This window comes from Subtercola sp. PAMC28395, assembly GCF_018889995.1.
In the GTDB taxonomy this organism is placed as follows: domain Bacteria; phylum Actinomycetota; class Actinomycetes; order Actinomycetales; family Microbacteriaceae; genus Subtercola.
Genome location: NZ_CP076547.1, coordinates 1,597,455 through 1,618,670, shown reverse-complemented (window position 1 = coordinate 1,618,670; position 21,216 = coordinate 1,597,455). Strand labels below are relative to the sequence as shown.

General features: G+C 63.8%; 23 protein-coding genes. 12 read left to right on the top strand and 11 right to left on the bottom strand.

Annotated elements, in window-relative coordinates; translation table 11 throughout:
- Positions 1–176: 176 nt before the first annotated feature.
- Positions 177–1,601, top strand: coding sequence for a serine/threonine-protein kinase (locus KPL76_RS07495; protein WP_216331834.1), 1,425 nt, complete (start codon positions 177–179; stop codon positions 1,599–1,601).
- A 67-nt stretch (positions 1,602–1,668) separates the two neighbouring features.
- On the opposite strand, the gene KPL76_RS07490 is transcribed toward KPL76_RS07495, so the two are convergent.
- Entirely contained in the window at positions 1,669–3,186 is a 1,518-nt protein-coding gene (locus tag KPL76_RS07490; protein ID WP_216331832.1) for an MFS transporter, read from the bottom strand.
- A gap of 131 nt (positions 3,187–3,317) precedes the next feature.
- Between KPL76_RS07490 and KPL76_RS07485 the strand changes: the two genes are divergently transcribed.
- Complete coding sequence (locus KPL76_RS07485) at positions 3,318–3,983, top strand: TetR/AcrR family transcriptional regulator (protein ID WP_216331830.1); 666 nt, start codon at positions 3,318–3,320, stop codon at positions 3,981–3,983.
- A 34-nt stretch (positions 3,984–4,017) separates the two neighbouring features.
- On the opposite strand, the gene KPL76_RS07480 is transcribed toward KPL76_RS07485, so the two are convergent.
- From KPL76_RS07480 to KPL76_RS07465, 4 genes are all read right to left on the bottom strand, one after another.
- Positions 4,018–4,677, bottom strand: coding sequence for a hypothetical protein (locus tag KPL76_RS07480; protein ID WP_216331828.1), 660 nt, complete (start codon positions 4,675–4,677; stop codon positions 4,018–4,020).
- Positions 4,678–4,863: 186 nt separating this feature from the next.
- Complete coding sequence (locus tag KPL76_RS07475; protein WP_216331826.1) at positions 4,864–5,718, bottom strand: patatin-like phospholipase family protein; 855 nt, start codon at positions 5,716–5,718, stop codon at positions 4,864–4,866.
- Between the two features lie 73 nt (positions 5,719–5,791).
- Positions 5,792–6,775 (bottom strand): SRPBCC family protein, encoded by a 984-nt coding sequence (locus KPL76_RS07470; protein ID WP_216331824.1) that lies wholly within the window; start codon positions 6,773–6,775, stop codon positions 5,792–5,794.
- A gap of 2 nt (positions 6,776–6,777) precedes the next feature.
- Positions 6,778–7,215: a helix-turn-helix transcriptional regulator gene (locus KPL76_RS07465; RefSeq protein WP_216331813.1), complete on the bottom strand. Its 438-nt coding sequence runs from the start codon at positions 7,213–7,215 to the stop codon at positions 6,778–6,780.
- A 145-nt stretch (positions 7,216–7,360) separates the two neighbouring features.
- On the opposite strand from KPL76_RS07465, the gene KPL76_RS07460 reads away from it, so the two are divergent.
- Genes KPL76_RS07460 through KPL76_RS07450 form a run of 3 tightly spaced genes read left to right on the top strand, consistent with a single transcriptional unit; the run spans position 7,361 to position 9,967 of the window.
- The gene (locus KPL76_RS07460; RefSeq protein ID WP_216331804.1) at positions 7,361–8,323 is read left to right on the top strand and encodes a VOC family protein; all 963 of its coding nucleotides are present in this window, start codon (positions 7,361–7,363) and stop codon (positions 8,321–8,323) included.
- Between the two features lie 55 nt (positions 8,324–8,378).
- Positions 8,379–9,266: a dioxygenase gene (locus tag KPL76_RS07455; RefSeq protein WP_216331801.1), complete on the top strand. Its 888-nt coding sequence runs from the start codon at positions 8,379–8,381 to the stop codon at positions 9,264–9,266.
- Complete coding sequence (locus KPL76_RS07450) at positions 9,263–9,967, top strand: alpha/beta hydrolase (RefSeq protein ID WP_253201940.1); 705 nt, start codon at positions 9,263–9,265, stop codon at positions 9,965–9,967. Before KPL76_RS07455 ends, KPL76_RS07450 begins: the two co-directional genes overlap by 4 nt.
- A 104-nt stretch (positions 9,968–10,071) precedes the next feature.
- Here the strand turns inward: KPL76_RS07450 and KPL76_RS07445 are convergent, their stop codons facing one another.
- The 3 genes from KPL76_RS07445 to KPL76_RS07435 all read right to left on the bottom strand — a co-directional run bounded on the left by KPL76_RS07445 (position 10,072) and on the right by KPL76_RS07435 (position 14,354).
- Positions 10,072–11,865, bottom strand: a complete 1,794-nt coding sequence (locus tag KPL76_RS07445; RefSeq protein WP_216335808.1) for an FAD-dependent monooxygenase — start codon at positions 11,863–11,865, stop codon at positions 10,072–10,074.
- 65 nt (positions 11,866–11,930) lie between these two features.
- Positions 11,931–12,992: a maleylacetate reductase gene (locus tag KPL76_RS07440; protein ID WP_216335807.1), complete on the bottom strand. Its 1,062-nt coding sequence runs from the start codon at positions 12,990–12,992 to the stop codon at positions 11,931–11,933.
- A gap of 111 nt (positions 12,993–13,103) precedes the next feature.
- On the bottom strand, positions 13,104–14,354 hold the full coding sequence (locus tag KPL76_RS07435) for a GNAT family N-acetyltransferase (RefSeq protein WP_216335806.1): 1,251 nt from the start codon (positions 14,352–14,354) through the stop codon (positions 13,104–13,106).
- A gap of 198 nt (positions 14,355–14,552) precedes the next feature.
- On the opposite strand from KPL76_RS07435, the gene KPL76_RS07430 reads away from it, so the two are divergent.
- Positions 14,553–15,797: an IS256 family transposase gene (locus tag KPL76_RS07430; RefSeq protein WP_216335755.1), complete on the top strand. Its 1,245-nt coding sequence runs from the start codon at positions 14,553–14,555 to the stop codon at positions 15,795–15,797.
- A gap of 169 nt (positions 15,798–15,966) precedes the next feature.
- Here KPL76_RS07430 and KPL76_RS07425 read toward each other — a convergent pair whose 3' ends face one another.
- Positions 15,967–16,299 carry a winged helix-turn-helix domain-containing protein gene (locus KPL76_RS07425; protein WP_216335805.1) on the bottom strand — a complete coding sequence of 111 codons (333 nt, stop codon included), beginning with the start codon at positions 16,297–16,299 and terminating at the stop codon, positions 15,967–15,969.
- Between the two features lie 77 nt (positions 16,300–16,376).
- On the opposite strand from KPL76_RS07425, the gene KPL76_RS07420 reads away from it, so the two are divergent.
- The 6 genes from KPL76_RS07420 (at position 16,377) to KPL76_RS07395 (ending at position 20,478) form a co-directional block, all read left to right on the top strand.
- Positions 16,377–16,736 carry a single-stranded DNA-binding protein gene (locus tag KPL76_RS07420; protein ID WP_216335804.1) on the top strand — a complete coding sequence of 120 codons (360 nt, stop codon included), beginning with the start codon at positions 16,377–16,379 and terminating at the stop codon, positions 16,734–16,736.
- A 66-nt stretch (positions 16,737–16,802) separates the two neighbouring features.
- Positions 16,803–17,093 carry a BrnT family toxin gene (locus KPL76_RS07415; RefSeq protein ID WP_216335803.1) on the top strand — a complete coding sequence of 97 codons (291 nt, stop codon included), beginning with the start codon at positions 16,803–16,805 and terminating at the stop codon, positions 17,091–17,093.
- Positions 17,086–17,412: a hypothetical protein gene (locus KPL76_RS07410; RefSeq protein WP_216335802.1), complete on the top strand. Its 327-nt coding sequence runs from the start codon at positions 17,086–17,088 to the stop codon at positions 17,410–17,412. The genes KPL76_RS07415 and KPL76_RS07410 overlap by 8 nt, the downstream gene beginning before the upstream one ends.
- 157 nt (positions 17,413–17,569) lie before the next feature.
- A complete protein-coding gene (locus KPL76_RS07405; RefSeq protein ID WP_216335801.1) occupies positions 17,570–18,664 on the top strand; it encodes a type I restriction endonuclease in 1,095 nt (364 codons plus the stop codon).
- A 30-nt stretch (positions 18,665–18,694) separates the two neighbouring features.
- On the top strand, positions 18,695–19,366 hold the full coding sequence (locus KPL76_RS07400; RefSeq protein WP_216335800.1) for an HIRAN domain-containing protein: 672 nt from the start codon (positions 18,695–18,697) through the stop codon (positions 19,364–19,366).
- Positions 19,367–19,602: 236 nt separating this feature from the next.
- Positions 19,603–20,478, top strand: a complete 876-nt coding sequence (locus KPL76_RS07395; RefSeq protein ID WP_216335799.1) for a hypothetical protein — start codon at positions 19,603–19,605, stop codon at positions 20,476–20,478.
- Here the strand turns inward: KPL76_RS07395 and KPL76_RS14740 are convergent.
- Together KPL76_RS14740 and KPL76_RS14735 are read right to left on the bottom strand one after the other, a co-directional pair.
- On the bottom strand, positions 20,444–20,845 hold the full coding sequence (locus KPL76_RS14740) for a (deoxy)nucleoside triphosphate pyrophosphohydrolase (RefSeq protein WP_253202218.1): 402 nt from the start codon (positions 20,843–20,845) through the stop codon (positions 20,444–20,446). The two genes, KPL76_RS07395 and KPL76_RS14740, sit on opposite strands and share 35 nt — an antisense overlap.
- 22 nt (positions 20,846–20,867) lie before the next feature.
- Positions 20,868–21,209, bottom strand: coding sequence for a ribbon-helix-helix domain-containing protein (locus tag KPL76_RS14735; RefSeq protein WP_253202217.1), 342 nt, complete (start codon positions 21,207–21,209; stop codon positions 20,868–20,870).
- Positions 21,210–21,216: the final 7 nt, after the last annotated feature.

Sequence of the window (21,216 nt, the reverse complement as noted above, 5' to 3'; positions counted from 1 at the left end):
GGTAACGGGGTTGACACGGGCGAGTGCTGGTGTAAAGCAGCACTCGGCAGCTCGCTTCAAGGGGTACCCATCAGTCCCAATGACTAGGGTGCGGGTCAGCTTGCCCGGCACACTGGGACGTCACGGAATCTCCGTGGAAAACGGGGATGCCCGGCCCGTCAACCAGAAGGAGAGTCATGTCAGACGCCGAAACGGGGTGGACAGGCAAGACCCTCGCCGGCCGATACACCCTTGTCCGTCGCATCGGCGCCGGTGGGTTCTCGACCGTGTACGAAGCGCTCGACACCCAGCTGGGTCGCAAGGTTGCCGTCAAACTCTTCAACCCGGGTGAAGCACGCGATGACAGCAGGAGGCGCGGTGAAGTCGACGTGCTCGCACGCCTGAATCACCCCAACCTGGTCACCATGTACGACGCACATCTCGCAACAGGCGATTCAACGCTCCCCAGCTTTCTCGTGATGGAGCTCGTCGAAGGGCTCGACCTGCGCTCCGCCCTTGATCGCGGTCCGCTGGCCGGGCCGCTGTCTGGACCGTACTCTGGAGAACTCGTCGCACAGCTCTCCAGCGATGTTGCCGAAGGCCTCTCTGCGATGCACGCGCTCGGCATCGTGCATCGCGACCTGAAACCGGCGAACATCCTGCTGGCACCGACCGGGTTGCCAACTCCTACGCACCGGGCGAAGCTTGCCGACTTCGGCATCGCGTACCTCGTCGGCGCCGATCGCATGACCACCGTTGGTACCGTCGTCGGCACGGCCGCGTATCTCAGCCCGGAACAGGCGGCCGGGGCGACGCCGGGCCCCGAAACCGACGTCTATGCACTCGGGCTCGTCATTCTCGAATGTCTCACCGGCAGACGGGAATACCCGGGCACCGTCGTTGAAGCACTCAGCGCCCGCGCGTTCCGTGACCCCGTTGTCGGCGAGGGCATCCCGGCCAGCTGGATCTCGTTGCTCACCCAGATGACCGCACGCGATCCGGATGCCCGGCCCAGCGCCCTCGACGTGGCCGTGCGAGCACGGGGTATTGCTGCAGACCTGGCCGGGTGGCAGCGCGTCGCCGCCGCTGGAACTGGCGCAGGAGCGGGAGCGATCGATGCCGCCACCGCGGCGATGCTGACGCCCACGGTCAGAATGCCGAACGAGCTTCTGCCCCGAGCGTCGAGCACAGTGCCGAACACGGTAGCGAACACCATCTCGAACACCGCGGCGACACAGAGACTCTCTGGGGCGACTGAACTCCTCACCCAGGACCCGCCCGCTCCACAGGGCAGACGCCGCGCCCCCCTCGTTGCCGCCGCCGTGCTCGTGCTGCTCGGCGGCGCGATCTGGGCTGGCACCGGTCTCGCCGGCTCGAACGCATCCTCGGTGTCTGACCCGGCGCAGACCGGCATTTCCGTTCCCGCGACTACACCGACGCCGGCACCTGAAACGCCTGTACACTCCGCGGCAGCGACCAACTCGCCGGCACCCGTCGAACAGACCGCGGCACCGGTCGACTCGACAACTCCCGCCGATGGTGGAACGTCGGGCAACAACGGGAACGGGAACGGGAACAGCGGCAACAGTAACGGGAAGGACAAGGGTAAAGGGAAGGGCTAGCCCGGTCATCCCCCATGGTTTCGGCAGCCCCTCGGTCAGCGCCGGGGCCGAACCTTTGCAGTGCTATCTAGCGGGCATCCTCAGCTCGGCCCGTGTGCAGCAGGTGCAACTCGTCGGCCTCGTCCGGCAGGTCCTCCACACCCAGCGCTTCGGCCTGTTTGCGTCGCTGGCGCATGGACGGCGCAGCGAGCGCACCCAGGATGGCCAGCACCGCAACGCCGGCGCAGACCCAGAACCCGATCGTGAACGCGTCGTTCAGCGGTAACCCCTGGGGCGTGCTGTGCGAAGAGATCAGGGCTGCGATCACGGCGGTGCCGATGCTGCTGCCGATCGTTCGCGAGATGGTGTTGACGCTGATCGCCTCACCGGTCTGGGTCGCAGGCACACTCTCGATGATCGCGTTGGAGGTCGAGGCGAGTGCTAGACCGATGCCGGCACCGGTCAGAAGGCCAGACACCACGATCTGCCAGATCTGGCTGTGATCGATTGCCGGCAGAATGAAGGCCGCCGTCACGAAGATCGAACCGAGCAGCATGGGCGGTTTCGGGCCGACCTTTCGCACGAGGATTCCCGCAACCGGGCCGAAGATCACCATCATGATCACCGTCGGCAGCAGGAACAGGCCTGCCTCAGATACCGTGTCGCCGAACCCGTAACCCGTCGCGCTCGGGAGCTGGAGCAGCGTCGGCACCAGCACGAAGGTGCCGAACATAGCGAAACCGAAGATGAGGGCGACGACGTGTGCCGTCCAGACCCCGCGAACCTTCATCAGGCGCATGTCGATGAGAGGCTCTTTCGTACGCAGTTCGACCAACACGAAGACAACCAGCGCGATCGCACCCAGGGCGAGCAGACCGACTGTGCCGAACGAATCCCATCCCCAATTCTCGCCCTCGCTGATCGCCAGCAGCAGCGACACAAGCGAGACGCCGAGGATGCCCGCACCGAGAATGTCGAGCCGCCCAGGGGTCTTCACCGGGGACTCCGGCATGCCGAAGATGACGCCGATCAGGGCGATCACGACGAGGATTGCGGGCAGCCAGAACAGCCACTGCCACGACAGGTTCTCGACGATCGGGCCCGCCGCGACGATTCCAACTCCGGCGCCGATACCGAAGATCGCTGAAAGGAGGCCGATGGTGACACCGACCCGCTCTTTCGGAAGCTCGTCACGCACAACACCGATGGAGAGCGGCATGATTGCGCCGGCAGCGCCCTGCAGAGCTCGCGCGATGATCAGGACTCCGAGGTTCGGAGCGAGGGCCGCCAGTACGGTGCCGACCAGCAGGAGCGAGAGCACAATGATCAGCACCTTGCGCTTGCCGACCATGTCGCCCAGACGGCCGAGAATCGGGGTCAGCACCGCTGCAGAGAGAAGGTAGGCGGTCAGGATCCATGACGCATCGCTCGTAGTGACACTGAGGTCTTTACCGATCGTCGCGAGCGCCGGGGCGACCAGTGACTGCAGCACGGCGAATGAGAGCCCACCGAGCGAGAGGTAGATGACGATGAGCGTCGAATTGGGGCGACGACTCGAAGCCGGGTGACCCGACCCTGCTCCGGTGGCCTGGATCGTGTGCGACATGAGACTCCAACGGGTAAGTAAACGGCTGCTGACTTGTCAAGCCTATCCAGACGTTGACATAAGTCAATAAGCGTTTACATTGAGGTCTTGGGGTGTACCGTAACGAATGACGGGAAGAGAAAGAGGACGCAATGACCGCCAATGGCAATGAAGCCGTGAGGGCTCGCGATGAGCCTGATGGCAGCCGGGCGGCCGACAGCCCCACAATCAAGACTCGCGACGCCGGAAACACCCGCCGATTGCTCCTCACCGCCGCACGAACCCGGTTTGCCCGCGATGGCTACAGCGCCACCACCGTCAGAGACATTGCAGCCGACGCCAATGTGAACGTCGCGCTCATCAATCGCTATTTCGCCTCAAAGGAGGGGCTCTTCGAGGCGTGTTTGAACACCGTCGAAGAACTGGATGCCCTCGACGAGACGTCATCGACGCTCGAGCAGATGATCCAGAACATGGCTGCACGGGTGGCAGAGTTGCCTTCCGATTCGTACCCCCTGCAATTACTCCTCCTGCTGCGATCGTCTGGCGATGAGAAGGCCGACGCGATCAGGCGCAGCATCCTGCATTCCTACTCCGAACGCATCGCGGCGACAGCGGGCTGGTCACCCGACGATGAGAGCAGCGAGCACCTCCTATTGCGTGCCCAGATCGCGCTCGCCACGAGTCTGGGCATCGTGCTGCTTCGATCATCATCGGGACTGGAGCCACTGTCGTCAGCGAGTGCCGGTGAACTCACAGACCCGCTGGGCGACCTTCTCGCGTCGCTTCTGGAGCCCCCATCCGTTCAGCGGGAGTAAGTGAGGAACTCGAGCCAGGAACAGGACTCCGATTTCAGCCCCAGATCTTCGCCTCAAGAGTGGTGAGCAGGTCGGGCGTCGAGACGTTCGCCTGACTCACGTGCAGGTAGACATCGTCGCGAAGAAACGCCGTGTCGACAACCTCCACGTTGTATTTCGGATCTGTGGTGACGAGCTGGCACACCTGTCCCGAGCCCTCAGGCGCACAGGTGTAACCCTTGGCCGGCAGGCTGCCCAGGTACGCATTGGCGATCGCCGGGTCGACTGTTGCGACCTCGATCGTCATGTTCGTGATGTCGGCCGTCGGCTCGCGCCAGACACACCGCAACTGCGTTGCCGCATACAGAGTCTGGGCAAGGGTCGCTCCACTCGCCGCAGGGGTCGGAGTTATCGAACCAGCAGGGAACGAGTACTGGCTGCCGGGCGCACCTACGACCGCAGGGTCGTTCAGCGGCCAGACTCCGAAGGAGTCGATGAACGGTGTCGAGGCGATCAATGCCGAGCAATCCGTCGGGATCGATGCAGTTGAAGCGGCAGGGGTCGCACTGGCCGAGGCGCTCGGCGTCTGTGGCACAGCAGTCGGACTTGCACTGACGACGGCACTCGAGGTCACTTGCGCTGGCGTTGAACCCGAACATCCCGTCAGCGAAATGGCCAGCAGGGCGAGCGAAACGGCGGGCAGCAACTTGTTCATGAACACGCTTTCTGAGCGGTTGAGGTCTTCACCCACAGTATTACTCACTCATCGTCGTCAGCCCCGTAATTGGGCTCGCCGATCCGCGATTGTCGCTCGCAACGCAATGTCTGTCGTGTCGGCCCCCAGAAACACTCATCAGTGAGGTTCGCGGATGCCCGTGGTCAGAGATCCTCGGGCGAACGCTCACCCACGCCAGAAGGCGGCAACCTCCGCCGCGATGCTCTGGCCAAGAGTACGGCCGGCGAGCGCCGACGGCCTGCGCACGCCCGGGTCGAGCGGGTTGGCTCCGAAAGCAGCGAGAGAAACATCGTCGGCGTACACCACGTGCACGCGCGACGGCGCAAGAGCTTCGAGTTCGGCCGGGCTGATCGAGGCACCAGCAGGCGTACGCTCGGCCTGCGGAATCAACACCAGCACAGGATCGAAACCGGCAGCCAGATCGGCGTTCGCCATGGTGCGCACGCCGCCGTCGATATAACGGTGACCCGCGATGGGAACGACCGGCCAGACTCCCGGCACCGCCGAGCTCGCCTCAACCGCATCGACGAGCGAGACACCGGAATCGCGGTCGAAGATCAGGGGAACTCCGGTGTCGGCATCGACAGCAGTGATGCGCAGATCACGATTGTTCCACTCCAGATCGCCGAGCCGGGATTCGATCACACCACGACGAATGGCACGGTCGATCGTCTCGGTGTTCATGGCGATCGTTCCGATCCTCCTGCGAGCGTCATCGGCCGAGTTCGCTTCGGCCTGAGCCTCGGCCATGCTCGCCATGAACGAGACGAAGTCCACCTCGACGTAGACTTCAGCAGTCTTCTCCTCGAGTTGCCGGTCGAAAAGACGCTGAAGTGGTGTTCCCGCAGCAAGGTGAGCCGCGACGTTCGAGCCAGCCGAGGTGCCGATCAGCGTCGTCGGTGCACCAATGATGCGGGCCGCCGCCTCAGGCTCGACATCCTGGATGCCAAGCAGCAACCCCGTCTCCCACGCGATGCCCGAGAGACCGCCACCAGCAAGAACCAATGCACCATTTGTCATGGTTCCACGCTACGTCGAACCGGTGACATCAGGCTCAGGCACCACTATCCGCATCGGATGCTCGGACTTCACGCTAGGCGGGCACGTTGTTCCCGATCAGCCCTTCGAGCCGCGCGTAACTCGTCTCCATGCCGTCGGTCATGCCCGTCGCGAGAATGGCGTCGCGTTGCTCGACGTTCGCGTACGTGATCACGAGCGTGAGAAGCGTGCCCGTCTCCACGGGCGTGAGCGTGAGCTCGTTGCGCGTCGCCGGGAAGTCAGTGCCGATCATGGCTTCGGTCGTGACCGCACGGGTCGGCGCTTCGGATTCGAGCAGCTCGCCTGTGAAACCGAAGCCCTGGCCGCCGCCCGCCGGCTCCCACTCATAGCGGTACGTGTCACCGACGTTCGTGGCGATCTCGCACACCGGCATCGTCCACCCGTCGGGGCCGAGAAGCCACTGCTTCATCAGCTCGGCGTCGGTGTGCGCGCGCCAGACCTCGTCGAGCGGGCCCCGGATGACGCGGGCAACGCGCACCTGCGTGTCACTGAGGAACTGGGCATCCACAGCCCTGTCGGCGGCGAAGGCCGCAAGGTCGGCGAGCACGGCGTCGATCTGCGACATCGCCTCTCTGGTGCCCTCGAGCATGCCCATCTCGACGAGCTGCTCGAGCTGTTCGAGTGAGCCGAATTTCGCGATGCTCGTCAGGCGGGAGCCGGTGCCTGTCGCTTCGAAGGTGAGCGTCATGCGGGTCGACGGGAGCTCGGTGTTCGGCGCGCCGGTCGCATCGGCGAACCAGTCGACCACCTCGAACGAGGTGCCTGGGGTGAGCGCCTCCCACTCCCAGCACCCGTAGTGCTCGTCGCCCGTCGGGCCGGTCATCTTGTAGACGCTGCGGCCGCCCGACACGGCGTCGTGGCGAAGGAACGTGGCGGGGTAGGTGGGCGGGCCCCAGAACCGCTCGATCTGCCGGGGGTCGAGATACGCGTCCCACAGCCGCTGGAGTGATGCCGTGAAATCGGCGACGATGGTGATGGTGAGCTGGTCGAGGTCTTTCTCGACGGTTGTTACGGGCATGATCAGCCTTTCTCGTTCTCGTTGGGTTTCTTTCTTTCGAGCTCCGGATGCTCGTGCTCCAGATGCTCGTGCTCCGGATGCTCGTGCTCCGCATTCTCGTTCTGGCGAGGTTCGCCGAGCAGGGCATCGAGGCGGTCGATTCTCGAGCGCCAGAGCTGCTCGAGCTGGTCGAGCAGGCGCTGCGCCTGGCGGATGCGATCGGGCACGCCTCGCACCATCCGCTCCCGCCCCCGCGCTTCTTTGGTCACGAGACTCGCCTCCTCCAGCACGGCCACGTGCTTCTGCACGGCCGCGAATGACATGTCATACGATTCGGCGAGCTGCGACACCGAGACCTCGGCGACGAGCGTTCGGCGAACAATGTCGCGTCGGGTCGCGTCGGCGAGGGCCCGGAAGATGCGGTTCACCTCTTCGTCAGTGAGTTCTATTTCTACAACCATTTGGTTGTATGTTAGACCCGATGCAGCCTCTGCGCAAGCAGCCTGGAAGAGCGCGAATGGCGGATCGCCGTGAGCTGTGTCGGCCGTCTGGGGTGAAGGGTAGCGCCCGTTGCTAAACTTCGATTGATCAAAGGAGATCCAGGCTATGACGTACGTAACCGGCTCGCACCACGTGACACTTTCTGTCGGCCACGCGCAAGAAGACGTCGACTTTCACACCCGGGTTCTCGGCATGCGGTTCATCAAGAAGACCGTGCTGTACGACGGCCACGAGCCGGTTTACCACCTGTACTACTCGAACGCGAATGGTGATCCGTCGTCGGTTGTCACCACCTTTCCGTGGGCGCAGGCCGGGCTGTACGGCATCCGTGGTACCAACCAGGCGCGCGAGGTCATGCTCTCGGTGCCGGTCGACTCGCTCGATTGGTGGGCGAAACGGTTCGCGCAGCACGACATCGAAGCGACTGCCGACGCGGTCTTCGGCCAGCGCCGCCTGAACTTCGCCCACCCCTCGGGCATCGAGTACGTCTTCGTCGAGAACCACGGCGACCCGCGGGAGGGTTTCACCGGCAATGGCGTGCCCAGCGAGTACGCGATCCACGGCATCCATGGCATCGGAATCCACGTCTACGACCACGACCGCATGGTCGACTTCGGCAAAGAGGTGTTCTTCGCCACGGGCGACGTCTTCGAAGAGGGCGACCGCGCCCGCTTCCAGGTCGGCGAGAACATCGGATTCGGCAACTGGGTCGAGCTCACCGGCGATCGCCAGGGCCCGCAGGGCACGTGGAGGTACGGGGCCGGCGCGTACCACCACTTCGCGTGGAACCTCGACACCCTCGAGAACCAGAGCGAGGTCAAGTTCGACATCGAGGGCGCCGGTTACACCGACATCTCCGAACTCAAAGACCGAACCTACTTCAAGTCGCACTACGTTCGCACCCCCGGCGGTGCCCTGTTCGAGCTCGCCGTCACGCACAACGAAGGCGGCTGGGACTGCGACGAGTCGCCCGAAGAACTCGGCCGTGCCTTCATGCTCCCCCCGCAGTTCGAGCACGAGCGCGAGAGCATCATGAGCCGACTCGAACCGCTGCGCGACGAAGACTGAGCGCACTGCCACAATACGACGCCCTGCCCAGCCACCACTCCGAAGGAACCCCGCAATGGATGCCGTATTCGACGACGAAGAGCAGCAGCGCGCTCGCGAAGACGCGGTGACAGAACAGGTCGTGGCCAGTTTCGAAACGTCGACCGACCCGCGCTACGAGCAGGTCATGTCGAGCCTGGTGCGGCACCTGCACGGCTTCATTCGGGATGTTCGGCTCACCCCTGGCGAATGGGACGCCGCCATCGCCTTCCTGACCCGCGCCGGCCAGATCACCGACGAGAACCGGCAGGAGTTCATCCTGCTCTCCGACGTGCTCGGCGCATCCATGATGACGGTCGGCGTCAACTCGCCCCCACGCTCTGACGCCACGGAATCGACCGTATTCGGGCCATTCTTCGTGCACAACGCCCCCCTCATCGGGCTGGGCGACGACATCGGCGAGGGCATGGCCGGCCGACCCTGCTACGTGCACGGTCGGGTCACTGGCACCGACGGCTCCGGGCTGGCCGGCGCCCGCGTCGAGGTGTGGGCCGCCGACGAGGCCGGGTTCTACGACGTGCAGTACGAAGGCCACGCCCTCGCCGGCCGCGCCCACATGTTCACCGACGAGAACGGCCGCTTCGACTTCTGGACGGTTCAACCCGCCGCCTACCCGATTCCGTACGATGGGCCCGTGGGCGACCTGCTTCGCGCCGCCGAGCGGTCTCCCATGCGGCCGGCGCACATCCACTTCATGGTGGTGGCCGAGGGTTACGTGACGCTGATCACGCACATCTTCGTCGCTGGCGACCAGTACCTCGACAGCGACGCCGTCTTCGGGGTGAAACCGAGCCTCATCACCGAGTTCATCGAGCACGAGCCGGGCGAAGCGCCCCGCGGTCACGTCGTCGACTCCACGTGGAGCGAGGCTGTGTTCGATATCGTTCTGGCGCCGGAGCGGTGAGCGGTTCCCCCGCGGGCTGGCTCGATCCGAGCCCTCGGGCCGCCGACACCACCGCGCCCATCAATCCGCACCTCGCGACGGAGTGGCAGACGTGGGGTGCGCTGTCGGCGGATGCCCGGCTCGGGTTGCTCGCCGTACACGGCCGCGGCCAATCGCCCGACTTCATGCGCACCCTGTGCGAGCGCATCGGGGCCGACGGCACGCTCGACGACGTCGCCGCACTGGCGCCCAGAGCGGCAGAGAGCAGCTGGTACCCGAAGCCGTTCATGCAGCCGGTGGTGTCGAACCAACCTCGGCTCGACCAGGCGTTGGCCGCCATCGACGCCGGTCTGGCGCGATTCGACGCAGCGGGCATTGAACCGGCTCGCGTCGTGCTGCTCGGTTTCTCGCAGGGCGCCTGCCTGCTCTCGCAATTTGCCCTGACCAGACCGCGCCGGTATGCGGCACTCCTGCTGATGGCCGGTGGGTACATCGGCGGCGACTCCGCACCGGCCGCGTTCGAGGGCGATCTCGCGGCGACACCGGCGTTGCTGCGCTGCGCGAGCGACGATGCCTGGGTTCCTGCCGCTCGGGTCGAACAGACGGCGGCTGAGCTGCGCCGACTGGGCGCCGTCGTCGACGTCGAGATCGAACCGGGATCTGAACACATCGTGACCGACGCTTCCATCGGGGCCGTGCGTCGACTGCTTCGGCAGCTCTGACGGCTCCAGCACCCAGCCCACGCGCTGACTGCTCCAGCCACTCGGCCATTGGGCGAAGCTGCGACTGCTTGACAGCTCAGCAACGCTCGCGACGGCTCCGCCGCTCAGCCGAGGCTGAGCACACTCCGAAGCGCGGCCTCGAGTGCCGCCTCCGGGTCGCCGACCATCGAGCGCGATCGCCACGCGATGATCTTGTCGGGTCGCACGAGCAGCACTCCGTCTTCGTCGATCTCCCGCAGCCGCGCCCAGTCGAAGTAGAGGTCGCTGAACGCCTGCCCGGGGCCGACGACCACCGGTTCGAGCGTGATACCGAGTCGAGCGGCGATGGCCGGCGCAGCATCCGCCCATTTCTGGCCCGTGATGCCGGTGAACAGGGTGAACTGCGTGCTGGGTGCGAGGTCGAGGGTCGACACCTTGAGGCGTGCGTCACCGACCCAGGCATGCGGAAGCGGCGAACCCGGCACCGTCGACGGCACGAAATAGAGCTCGGGGTCACGCGTGGGTTCGGGCTTGGTCGAGCCGTCGGAGACAACCGCAGTCGACGTGTAGAACTGGCCGAGTTCGACTCCGTGCGCGTTGAACTCGTAGTGCTTCAGCTCCATGGCCTGCTGCAGCGCAGCCCGCTTGGCCGCGCCCGCCGGTGTATTCGCCTTGCGCTCCTCGATGGCGTCGACCATCTGCTGTTCGGTCGTCGCACCGAGGAGGCCGAGGGCGTCGAACAGCTGGCCGAATTCTCTCGACGACTTGTTCGCGCGCGTCACGATCTGCCGGGCGACCGGCGCCCGTTCAGCGCTATAGGTGTCGAGCAGGGCTGCGCCCGCCTGGCCCCGGATGACCGCCGCCAGCTTCCACGCGAGATTGTACGAATCCTGGATCGACGTGTTCGACCCGAGCCCGTTGCTCGGCGGGTGCCGGTGGATCGCGTCTCCGGCCGCGAAGACCCGCCCCTTCTGCAGGTGCGTCGCGAACATCTCGTTGTTGCCCCAGAGCGAGGTACCGGTGATCACCACGTCGAGGTCGGGCACCCCGAGCAGGTTGCGCACGATCTGGGTGGCCATGGCCTCGTCGACCACCGGGGCCGGTTCGTTGATGTCGTACCCCCAGACGATCAGCCACTCGTTCCACGGCCGAACCATGCGCACGAGCCCGGCGCCGATGCCGCCCACATTCGACCCGGGCTGCACGACCCAGTAGAGAACGGATGGCCGGTGCCTCACCAGCTCTTCGATGTCGGCGGTGAATGTGATGTTCATCGAGCCGGCGATGTCCATGGCGCCCTCGTACGGCAGCCCCAGGTCGGCAGCCACGGCCGAACGAGCCCCGTCGGCGCCGATCACGTACTTCGCCCGCACGGTGTAACGCGTGCCCGTGACACGGTCGAGCACCTCGACGTCGACCCCGTCGGCATCCTGAACATGAGAGAGGTACTCGCTCGAGAACCGGGTCTGCGTGCCACGCACGGTGGCATTCTTCACGAGAATCGGTTCGAGGTAGTTCTGCGGCATGTCGCACGGCAGGGTCGGCGAGGCGAGCGTGTAGTCCGCCAAACGGGCCGGGTGCGTGCCCCAGGTGAGAATGCGCCCGAGCTCCTCGCCGGCGATCGAGGTGCAGAAGACGGTGTCGCCGATCAGGGCGTGCGGCGTGGCCTCGGCGAGCACCTGCTCCTCGATGCCCATGTCGCGGAAGAACTCCATCGAGCGCTGGTTCGTGATGTGCGCGCGGGGCGTGTTCGCCGTCCACCGGTACTTCGTGATCATCATGTTCGCGATGCCGAGGGTCGAGAGCGCCAGTGCCGCGGCGGAACCTGCCGGCCCCGAACCGACGATCAGAACGTCGGTGTGCACCACGTTCGAATCGGGGATGGCGGTCAGAGAGATTCCATCGTCAAAAGTCGCCATCGAACATCCTTGTCGTCAACATCGTTGTCGCCGGTACCGCGAGATGGCAGCAAGCCTACCGGCCTCTACCTACCCGCCGCCGGAGAGAAGGCGGCTGTGAGAATGGCCGCGATATCGTCGGGCGTGACCGGTCGGGGGTTTGCAATCGGCAGCTTCGCACTGACGATGGCGATCGCCTCGTCGAGCTGCGATGCCTTCAGCCCCAGTGCCTCGAGGTTGTCGGGCGAGTCGAGTTCGCGCCCGAGGCTCCACAGGCCCTCGGCGGCTTTGGGCGCGCCGAGCGCAGCGGCGATAGCGTCGGCATCCGCGCCGATCGAGCCAGCGTTGAACGCGAGAACGTGCGGCAACATGACCGCGTGCGTCTGCGCGTGCGGCAGATTGAACGCACCGCCGAGCGCGTGGCAGATCTTGTGATGCAGCCCCGAGCCGGCAACAGCGAACGAGCTGCCCGCGAGATACGCACCGTAGAGCAGCTGATCGTAGTCATCGTCGGTGGGCGCGCCGCCGTGAACGCCGCGCATGCCTTCGGCGAGGGCCCGGATGCCCGCCCCAGCGTGCAGGCTCGTCACCGGGTTCTCCCCCGGGCCCCAGAAGGCCTCGACGCAGTGCGCCAGCGCGTTGAACCCTGAGGCGATCGCCAGGTCGAGCGGCAGAGTGCGGGTGAGAGTGGAATCGTAGATCACCGTTCGCGGTAACACCGCGCGGTCGATGCCGGTCTCTTTGCGGGCATCCGTCGTCAGGCCCCACACCGGGGTCATCTCCGAACCTGCGTACGTCGTCGGAATCGCGATGATCGGCAGGTGACTCGTGAGGGCCACGATCTTTGCGGTTCCGGTGGTCGATCCACCGCCGACCGAGAGCAGCCCGTCGGCGCCAGTGGCCAGGGCCTGCGCGCGAGCTTCTTCTGCCACCGCGGTGGGAACGTGGGGCAACACGTTCGTGAAGACGGAGCCGATGCGATCATCCACTTCGCTGGTGAGCCTTCGCGCTTCGGCAAGTGTCGAGCCGCCCGCTACGAGCATCACGTTCTGCAGGCCGAGCGCGTCGAACTGGGCGGCCAACTCGGCCTGGGCCGCGCCCCGCCCGAAGACGACGGTGCCGGGCAGCTGGTCGTAGTCGAATCTCACGAGCGCTCCTTCGTTCGGGTGCGGGACCAACTCTAGCGAGCGACAGTCGGCGCTTCACTTGCGCTTGCTGCAAGCACGACCCGAGTGGCGCGACTCGGGGGCATCGCTCCGTCAGAAGTGAGTGGACCCGTAGACCGACGCGACCGGCGCAAGCAGAGCGCGAAGGCGAAGGGCCGCGTTCGGAGTGTGTTCCACGAGCTGCCCTGCCGCGGCAAGCGTCACCGCGTCGACACCGCCAAGGTAGAGCGAGCCGAGCGTTGGCGCCTCGACAGAGACGTCGGGTGCGGCCGAATCGTCGCGAGTCACCGTTGCCTGACCATCCACCACGGCGAGCCGGTACGTCCCGTTGGCGTAACCCAGAGCATCCGTGACCTGCAGAACAACCGACCCTGAACCGAGATAGGCCCGCGCCTCGAATGCCGCCACGACGTCGAGTACGCGAATCCACAGCAGATCTTCGAGCCCCGTCAGCGCGAGCGAACGCCAGTTGGCAACCGCCCAGCGCAGCGGATCGTCGGCAGGTGCGGCCTGCCACTCGATGCGTTCGACCAGGTCGACGGATGCGAGAAACTCCCAGAGGCCCAGATACGCGTTGTCGTCTGCCGCCACCAGATCGATCACCTCGAGTGTGTGAGGCGCGGTGTCCCATCCCTTGAACAGGTACGACACGTACCCGTCGACCTGCCCTGCCTCGTCGTAGTGCGCAGCCGCATAGATGCCCGGGTTCGCGTCGTCTTTCTCGGTGGCCGTGCCCGTCACACGGTTCCAGGTCGCTGCGTGCCGATCGACCGAGCCGGGATGCGCCGCGTGGAAGGCCGCGAACACCTGCGGGCCCAGGGTGGCGAGGTCGGCGGTCTCGATCAACTCGCACCGCCCGCGAGGTTCGGCGAGCATCCGGAACCGCGTGTCAGTAGTGAGGGCGACGTGGCTGACCCAGGTCGCAACGCCGAAGCCGAACCGCCGGTAGATTGTGGCCTCCGACACCGTGAGGGCAGCAATCGCCATGCCCGCGGCGGCAGCCTCACGCAAATGGTCGGTCATCATGCGGCGCAGAATGCCGTTGCGGCGGTGGGTGGGCCGCACGGTGACGTTGGAGATAAGACTGACCGGCAGAAGCGTGTTCGGCCCGACGTTCAGGGTGCTTTCGAAGGCGGCGAACGTGGCCACCAGCTCGTCACCGCGGTAAGCGCCGGTGAGCTGGCGTCGGTCTGTGACGAGATGGTCGGCCGTCCGCGCGAGCTGCTCGTCGGTGGCTCGGGTGTCGTGAAAGCCGCGGCGTTCGGCCTGGATCCAGGTATTCGTCGCCGGGTCGGCCTCCGCAGCGGGGAAGGTTCGGAAGCCGTAATCGTCGGTGGAGCTCATAGTTCTAAGGTAGCGGGGCTCCTGCTGCCAGCGGCGGGAATCGTTTCTCCCAAAGCATTCGAACCCGAACGGGCAGCAGGAGTAGTGCCCCTTAGAGTGGTGTAGCCCCGGTGGCTTGGCCCCGTCTTGGACGTGGGCGCGGTCACCGTGGTGTTCCTTCGAGAAGTCTCTAACCTCCACTCGAAAGGCATCATCACGATGACCGCTCCACATATTGTCGACCCTTATGGCCTGCTCCGCGAAGCCCTCGGCGACGCGTCTCCGGATCTGCTGCGCAGCCTGCTGCAAACCATGATCAATGCCCTCCTCTCCGCCGACGCCGATGCTGTGGTTGGTGCGGAATGGGGCAAACCCTCGCCCGACCGTACCGCGCAACGCAACGGGTACCGGCACCGCGACCTCGATACCCGTGTTGGCACGATCGATGTCGCTGTTCCGAAGCTCCGTTCGGGCACGTATTTCCCGGAATGGCTGCTCGAAAGACGCAAACGCGCCGAGGCGGCGATGATCACCGTGATCGCGGACTGCTACCTCGCCGGCGTCAGTACCCGCCGGATGGACAAACTCGTGAAAACCTTAGGGATTCACTCGTTGTCGAAGTCACAGGTGTCAAGGATGGCAGCCGACCTCGATGAACATGTCGCCCAGTTCCGGCACCGACCGCTCGGCGACGCGGGCCCGTTCACGTTCGTCGCCGCCGACGCGCTGACGATGAAGGTCCGTGAGGGTGGCCGGGTCATCAACGCCGTCGTTCTCGTCGCTACCGGTGTGAACGCTGACGGACGCCGCGAGGTCCTCGGCCTGCGAGTTGCGACGTCAGAGACCGGTGCGGCGTGGAACAGCTTCTTCGCCGACCTCACAGCCCGCGGCCTTACCGGCGTGCGGCTGGTGACCTCCGACGCGCACCAGGGCCTGGTCGAAGCGATCGCTGCGAACCTGCCAGGAGCTGCGTGGCAACGCTGCCGCACCCACTACGCAGCGAACCTGATGAGTGTGTGCCCGAAGAGCATCTGGCCGGCAGTGAAAGCGATGCTCCACAGCGTCTATGACCAGCCCGACGCGGACGCCGTGCACGCCCAATACGACAGGCTCTTGGACTACGTCGAAGAGAAACTCCCCGCAGCGTTTGAGCACCTTGATGCCGCCAGGGTTGACATCCTCGCGTTTACGACGTTCCCCGACGGGCTCTGGCAGCAGGTCTGGTCCAATAATCCGAACGAGCGCCTGAATCGGGAGATCCGGCGCCGTACCGACAGCGTCGGGATCTTCCCCAACCGCGACGCGATCACCCGACTCGTCGGAGCCGTCCTCGCCGAACAAACCGACGAATGGGCCGAAGGACGCCGCTACCTCGGCATCGACATCCTCACCAAAGCCCGCCTCACCCTCCTACCCAACACCAGAACCGAGGTGACCGAACCAGCACTCCAACTCAGCGCCTAACCAACCAAAACGAAGGAAAACCGGCTACACCACTACCCGGGGCTTGAGCAGGAGTAGCCCGCGCGGTTAGCGAGTGGCCACCTCAGCTCACGTTGGCTCCCTTTGAAGGAGCCCAGAACATCGGTGTTTGAAGGAGCCCAGAACATCGGTGTCCAGGTTCGGGAAGGCTTCAGCGAGCGACTCCAGCAACTCCAAGCGCCAACCCAAGCGCGTTATATGCGGACTCCAGCCTTTGCGCTTCGATGCGGTACACGCTTCGGTGATAATGATCAGGTTCTTCTAGCGGCACGGCAACAACGAGTCCAATCTCCCGCAACGCCACGAGTTGATGCTGAAGCGCGCTAGTGCCCAATCCCAAGCGCTCGGCCAGCTGACCACGTGTCTGAGGGCCATCCACGTTGAGGGTGGCCAGGATTGCGATGCGGGCAGGTATCGCCTGGAATGCGCGAGCCGCATCCTCTGATTGCCGATCAATCTTCAACTGCAGTGCTCGATGCGACATGAACCCATTCTGCCCTTGATCTAAACCGAGGATTACTCTAGAATCATGTAAGGACGCTAGATTAGCGAAAGGAAATCATGGATAGCCGGATATGGGTTCGCGGCAGGGTGCAGTCGGATCCCGTGGAGATGGATGGGACGGGCATCCAGGTTGCGGCCTTTGTGGTCGAGAACGAGCAGACTGTGCCGGGCAAGGATGGGCAGCGGATGGCTCGGGTTGTGCCGTGGTGCGATGTTGTTTGTGACGGGGCGCTGGCGTCTAACGTTCTCGACTGTCTGGCTGAAGGTGACTATGTGGTCGTTGAGGGGGAACTGCGCGTGCATCGGTTGTATCCGGTTGACGATGGGCGCGACTCGGCGATGGTGTCGGTGCGGGCGGAAAGCGTGGGGCTCGACCTGCGGCGCGGGGTTGCGAAGTTTCTGCGGGTGAAGCGGTGAGGACATGTTCCGAAAAAATACACAGCGCTCTTCTCCAGTGTAAAACTCGCGTTATACACTGTCATCGTGGCTGAAATCGAGTGGGATGCCGCCGCCGTGGCGCACATGCGCGACCGGCACGGAGTAACACCCGCCGAGGCCGAAGACGCGATTGATGATCCCGACGCCTTACTGCAGTCGCCCGACCCCGCAAGCAAGTCCGGCAAATCTGACCGTTACATAGGCTGGAGCGAGAGTCGAGGCGAGGTGATTGTCGTCATAGTCGTCAGACACAACGGAAAGCTTTACGGCGGAAACGCCTGGCCTGCGAATGGCGCACACCGGAATCTCTACGAGGGAAGGCGAGACAATGAATGATCGGATCCCCGATGAAGCGAGGGATGCAATAGCTGCCGAGCTGGAAGCCGACACATCGGAGTACCGCGATAACGTTCCGGAAGGCGAATGGGCGAAACCAAATCGCGGCCCGTCACCATTGTTGACTCTGCGTATCCCGCCGGAGACGCTGGAAGCGCTACAGTCGCTGGCTGCGGCGAACGGGCTGCCTGTCTCGACTCTGGCACGCGGGTTTATCCTCGACGGCCTTGCCGCCCACACGGGCGAAGACCTCCGGGTCGCGCTCGAACGGCTCGAGCGAGATCTTGCAGCAGTCAAGGCGCGTGCGCTCGCAAGCTGATATAGCCACCTGCAACCACTGACCTCGATCTAGTCTCACGACCCAGTCGGCCTCGCTCAGTTTACGGATGGCCCTCGAAATGGGGTCACGAGTCGTGATGGATTCTCGGGGCCCGTCCACTAGCGTCGAGAATGCAATGACGCGACCAGGGGGAAGCATGGATTTCGAAGAACGACTCACTGCATTGGCTGCGAAGGTCAAGAACCAACGAGCAGCCATCCAGACGGAAGAGGCGACGAAGAACGCGTTCATCATGCCGTTCATCTCGACAATTTTGGGTTACGACGTTTTCAACCCGCTCGAGGTGGTGCCCGAATTCACCGCAGATGTCGGGGTGAAGCGCGGCGAGAAGATCGACTACGCCATCATGCGGGACGGCGAAGTTCAGATTTTGATTGAGTGCAAGAGCTCGACTTCGGCACTGAGCCTGGAACATGCATCGCAACTTTTTCGATACTTCGCGGTTACGAACGCGCGCATCGCAGTGTTAACGAACGGTGCGGTCTATAACTTCTACACCGATCTCGATGCACCGAACCGAATGGATGAGAAGCCATTCTTGGTTCTGGATCTCGCAGACATTGACGAGACGCTGATTCCGGAGCTTTCGAAACTGACGAAAGAAGTTTTCGATCTTGACTCGATTATCAACGCCGCCGAAGAACTCAAGTATGTCGGAGCCTTGAAGCGCGAGATCGCGACTCAGTTCCGCGAACCTTCAACGGACTGGGTGAAATTCTTCACTTCGAGAGTTTACGACGGGGCCTTCACCCAAAAGGTTAGAGAACAGTTCTCATCGCTCGTTACGAAGGCGGCAAAGCAATACCTCAACGAGCAAGTCAACGACCGGCTCAAGACGGCCTTGGGCGTGGCCGCTGTTCCCTCTCCACCATTGGCAGGCGCCGCCGAATCTATCGCGAGCCACGCGGCCGTCGAGGAGGATCTCGACCGGGATACGGAGATCGAGACGACTCCCGAGGAGCTTGAGGGATACCAAATCATTAAGGCGATAGCCTGCGGCGACGTCAAACCACAACGCGTCACGCACCGCGATGCGAAGTCGTACTTTGCGGTGCTGCTCGACGACAACAACCGCAAACCAATCGCCCGTCTGTGGTTCAACGGCAAAAAACAGAAGTATCTCGGTGTATTCGATGATGCGAAGGTCGAAACCAAGCACCCGATCGAATCGCTCGACGACATCTATGAACACGCCGACTTCATCCGTTCGACCGTCCGCAGCTACGTGTAGCGACGTTTTCCGGTTGTCAGGGGAAAGTCGATGGGACTATTCGGAAACCTGTATCGGCAGGTCAAGGAAGTGTACGGGTCCAAGCCTTCGCCACCAGCAGCCGCGGCAAAGGCCACGGCCACGCCGGCAAAGCGCGGACCATCGTTAGAGCTACGAAAAAAGGTTGCCAGGCAAATCGTCGATGCGGAGGACGGTTCCGAGTCGTTTTGGGTCGTAGGTGAGCGAATTGCCGGCCTTCACGGGCTCAGCATCTTCGACGTGACCGACGAGTACAACTTGTTGAAAGATGAAGTCGAGCAGGCAACAGAAGCGAAGGTTCTGAAGGCGAACAGCTCAACCGTCGAAGAATCGAAGATGACTGTCGGTGACCTCAGAAACCTGGAATGCGTAAGAACCAGAATCAAGGGATCGGCCTACTACGTCACGGACAGCGAGCGAGCCGTGTTTGGTGGAACCGAGTATCTGCTCGTTCGAGAACCCGACAATCAGTATGACGCCAACGCAATCGGAATCTACGGAAAGGGCCGCAAGGTCGGTCATGTGTCCGCAGCCAAGGCCGGATCGATGGCTGAACTCCTCGATCTCGCTGGGGCTGACGCGTACAAGGTCGCGGGCACGTCGGTCAGCGAGACCAGCATGACTCTCTGGATCGATTTGCCCAAGTTGCCAGCGCTGAGGATTTACGTGAAGTCTCGCTCATAGTCGATCTCGAGCCGTTCGCCAGGAAGCGATGGCGACGTCGTTCGACGCACTTCTGCCGGGCATTCATTCGCCTCGGCGTCGTGCTTGTGGTTGTGATCGAGCAGACTGCTGCCGAAATCACTCATTTGTAAGGTGTCTAGCCTCATCGACCTGCGTTAGCGTGGGTTCTCGGGGGCAAAAACGTGGAGTGGGACATACCGATCGGCGACGTCAGGACTAGGCGCGACGTTCAAAGCGTGTGGGGCGGTCAGCGTCAGGGCGGCATCGCTACGCCGCAAAACTCGGACCAGATTCTGATCTTCACTGACCCTGACAGCGGGAAGCGGTACGGCTACGACAAGTTCGAGGGCCTGAGATCAGATGGGAGCTACTCCTACACTGGCGAAGGCCAGGCTGGCGACCAGGTCTTTCTTCGTGGGAACCGCTCTCTGCGGGATTCGGGCGAGGGCGGGAAGGTCATCCGCCTTTTCCGCACCCGCGGGACGCAAGCGACCTACGTGGGCGCGTTCACACTTGCCGATGTGCCTTACGCGATTGAACAGATTCCGGATTTCGAGGGCAACGAACGCGAAGGGATCATCTTCAACCTCGTGCCTCTCGACGCGGACACGAGCGAGCTCCCGACCTACGGCGGAGAGCAGCTCAATGAGCCGCAGGCTTTGCCTTGGACGCCTCCATCCAGCGACTCGTATGAGCTCGAACCATTCGAGCCGAGTGAGCTGGGGCGCACCGTCTCTCGAATAGAGTTCGAACTCCAAGCCGATTTCGGAGCCTGGCTCATGGCACGCGGCGACACTGTTCGGCGCTTGCGCGTGCCCGTCGGCAATACCGTGATGGAGCCCGACCTGTACAACGAGACATCGGGCGAGATCGTCGAAGCGAAGAAGTCGTCGGCGCGCGGGTACGTGCGGAACGCGATCGGGCAGGTGCTTGATTACGTGCACACCGCACAGAAGGTGATGAACGGGGTGCGCCCGTCGATACTTCTTCCGGGCATCCCGACAGCTGACCTTCTGGAACTTTGTGCGGGTCTGGGCATCACCGTTTGGGTCAGGGACGGAGATGGATTTACGTCCGTCAGTCCGACGTCTCTGCCTGCTCTTGAGCGATGAGACGCGAGACTGCGGGGAGGTCTGGCTTGGCCCAATCGAGCGACATCAGGTCGGCGATAGGTAGCCAGACCATCTCATCGTGGTCGGTGCTCGCCGCTGGCGCGTCTTGTTGGAGAGTTGCCCAGTAGCAGGCGAGATCAATCTCGCGCCCGTCTACCGAGGTGGTTGCGCGGAGGACCAGGTCGCCGACGAGGATCGGGACGCCCAGCTCTTCTTGGATCTCACGGGCCAGAGCTTGCTCAGGCGTTTCGTCGGCTTCGACTTTGCCGCCAGGGAACTCCCATAGGCCAGCTGAGGCTTTGCCTGGGGCTCTTCGGCAGCACAGGATTTTTCCCGCGTGTGAGATAACTGCGCCTACAACTAGCACGCGTTCCTTTCCTGGTCGGCGGTCAAGATGCTTTGCCGAGGTATGCGGTGAGTGCCTCCCTGACGATTTCGCTGGGCTTGCGATGTTCAGATGCTGCGCGCTCAACGAGGGCTTGATCGAGGGCGCGCGGGAGGCGCACCTGGCGAACAGGGGACTCTCCCCGACCGGAGACACCACTGAGGTTCGGGCGACCGATTGCTTTGTCAACAGCTTCAGCGGAACCGAGGGCTGCTTCGAGGAGCGCTCGGCCGGAGTCTTTGCCGTTTCCACGCACGACGATTGCATCGGCGGAAACGTGGTCGAGCGTCTCAGCCCACTCGCTGAGTTTTTCGCCGCGCTTGTTCTCCTTCTCAGTCGTGCTCATCTGCGTG

Bases quoted from the DNA above. Each gene is read 5' to 3' on its own strand.
- KPL76_RS07435 (WP_216335806.1), bottom strand. From the start codon at position 14,354: ATGAGCTCCACCGACGATTACGGCTTCCGAACCTTCCCCGCTGCGGAG.
- KPL76_RS07485 (WP_216331830.1), top strand. From the start codon at position 3,318: ATGACCGCCAATGGCAATGAAGCCGTGAGGGCTCGCGATGAGCCTGAT.
- KPL76_RS07410 (WP_216335802.1), top strand. From the start codon at position 17,086: ATGAATGATCGGATCCCCGATGAAGCGAGGGATGCAATAGCTGCCGAG.
- KPL76_RS07465 (WP_216331813.1), bottom strand. From the start codon at position 7,215: ATGGTTGTAGAAATAGAACTCACTGACGAAGAGGTGAACCGCATCTTC.
- KPL76_RS07495 (WP_216331834.1), top strand. From the start codon at position 177: ATGTCAGACGCCGAAACGGGGTGGACAGGCAAGACCCTCGCCGGCCGA.
- KPL76_RS07445 (WP_216335808.1), bottom strand. From the start codon at position 11,865: ATGGCGACTTTTGACGATGGAATCTCTCTGACCGCCATCCCCGATTCG.
- KPL76_RS07405 (WP_216335801.1), top strand. From the start codon at position 17,570: ATGGATTTCGAAGAACGACTCACTGCATTGGCTGCGAAGGTCAAGAAC.
- KPL76_RS07480 (WP_216331828.1), bottom strand. From the start codon at position 4,677: ATGAACAAGTTGCTGCCCGCCGTTTCGCTCGCCCTGCTGGCCATTTCG.
- KPL76_RS07490 (WP_216331832.1), bottom strand. From the start codon at position 3,186: ATGTCGCACACGATCCAGGCCACCGGAGCAGGGTCGGGTCACCCGGCT.
- KPL76_RS07475 (WP_216331826.1), bottom strand. From the start codon at position 5,718: ATGACAAATGGTGCATTGGTTCTTGCTGGTGGCGGTCTCTCGGGCATC.
- KPL76_RS07420 (WP_216335804.1), top strand. From the start codon at position 16,377: ATGGATAGCCGGATATGGGTTCGCGGCAGGGTGCAGTCGGATCCCGTG.
- KPL76_RS07455 (WP_216331801.1), top strand. From the start codon at position 8,379: ATGGATGCCGTATTCGACGACGAAGAGCAGCAGCGCGCTCGCGAAGAC.
- KPL76_RS07430 (WP_216335755.1), top strand. From the start codon at position 14,553: ATGACCGCTCCACATATTGTCGACCCTTATGGCCTGCTCCGCGAAGCC.
- KPL76_RS07460 (WP_216331804.1), top strand. From the start codon at position 7,361: ATGACGTACGTAACCGGCTCGCACCACGTGACACTTTCTGTCGGCCAC.
- KPL76_RS07400 (WP_216335800.1), top strand. From the start codon at position 18,695: ATGGGACTATTCGGAAACCTGTATCGGCAGGTCAAGGAAGTGTACGGG.
- KPL76_RS07425 (WP_216335805.1), bottom strand. From the start codon at position 16,299: ATGTCGCATCGAGCACTGCAGTTGAAGATTGATCGGCAATCAGAGGAT.
- KPL76_RS07470 (WP_216331824.1), bottom strand. From the start codon at position 6,775: ATGCCCGTAACAACCGTCGAGAAAGACCTCGACCAGCTCACCATCACC.
- KPL76_RS14735 (WP_253202217.1), bottom strand. From the start codon at position 21,209: ATGAGCACGACTGAGAAGGAGAACAAGCGCGGCGAAAAACTCAGCGAG.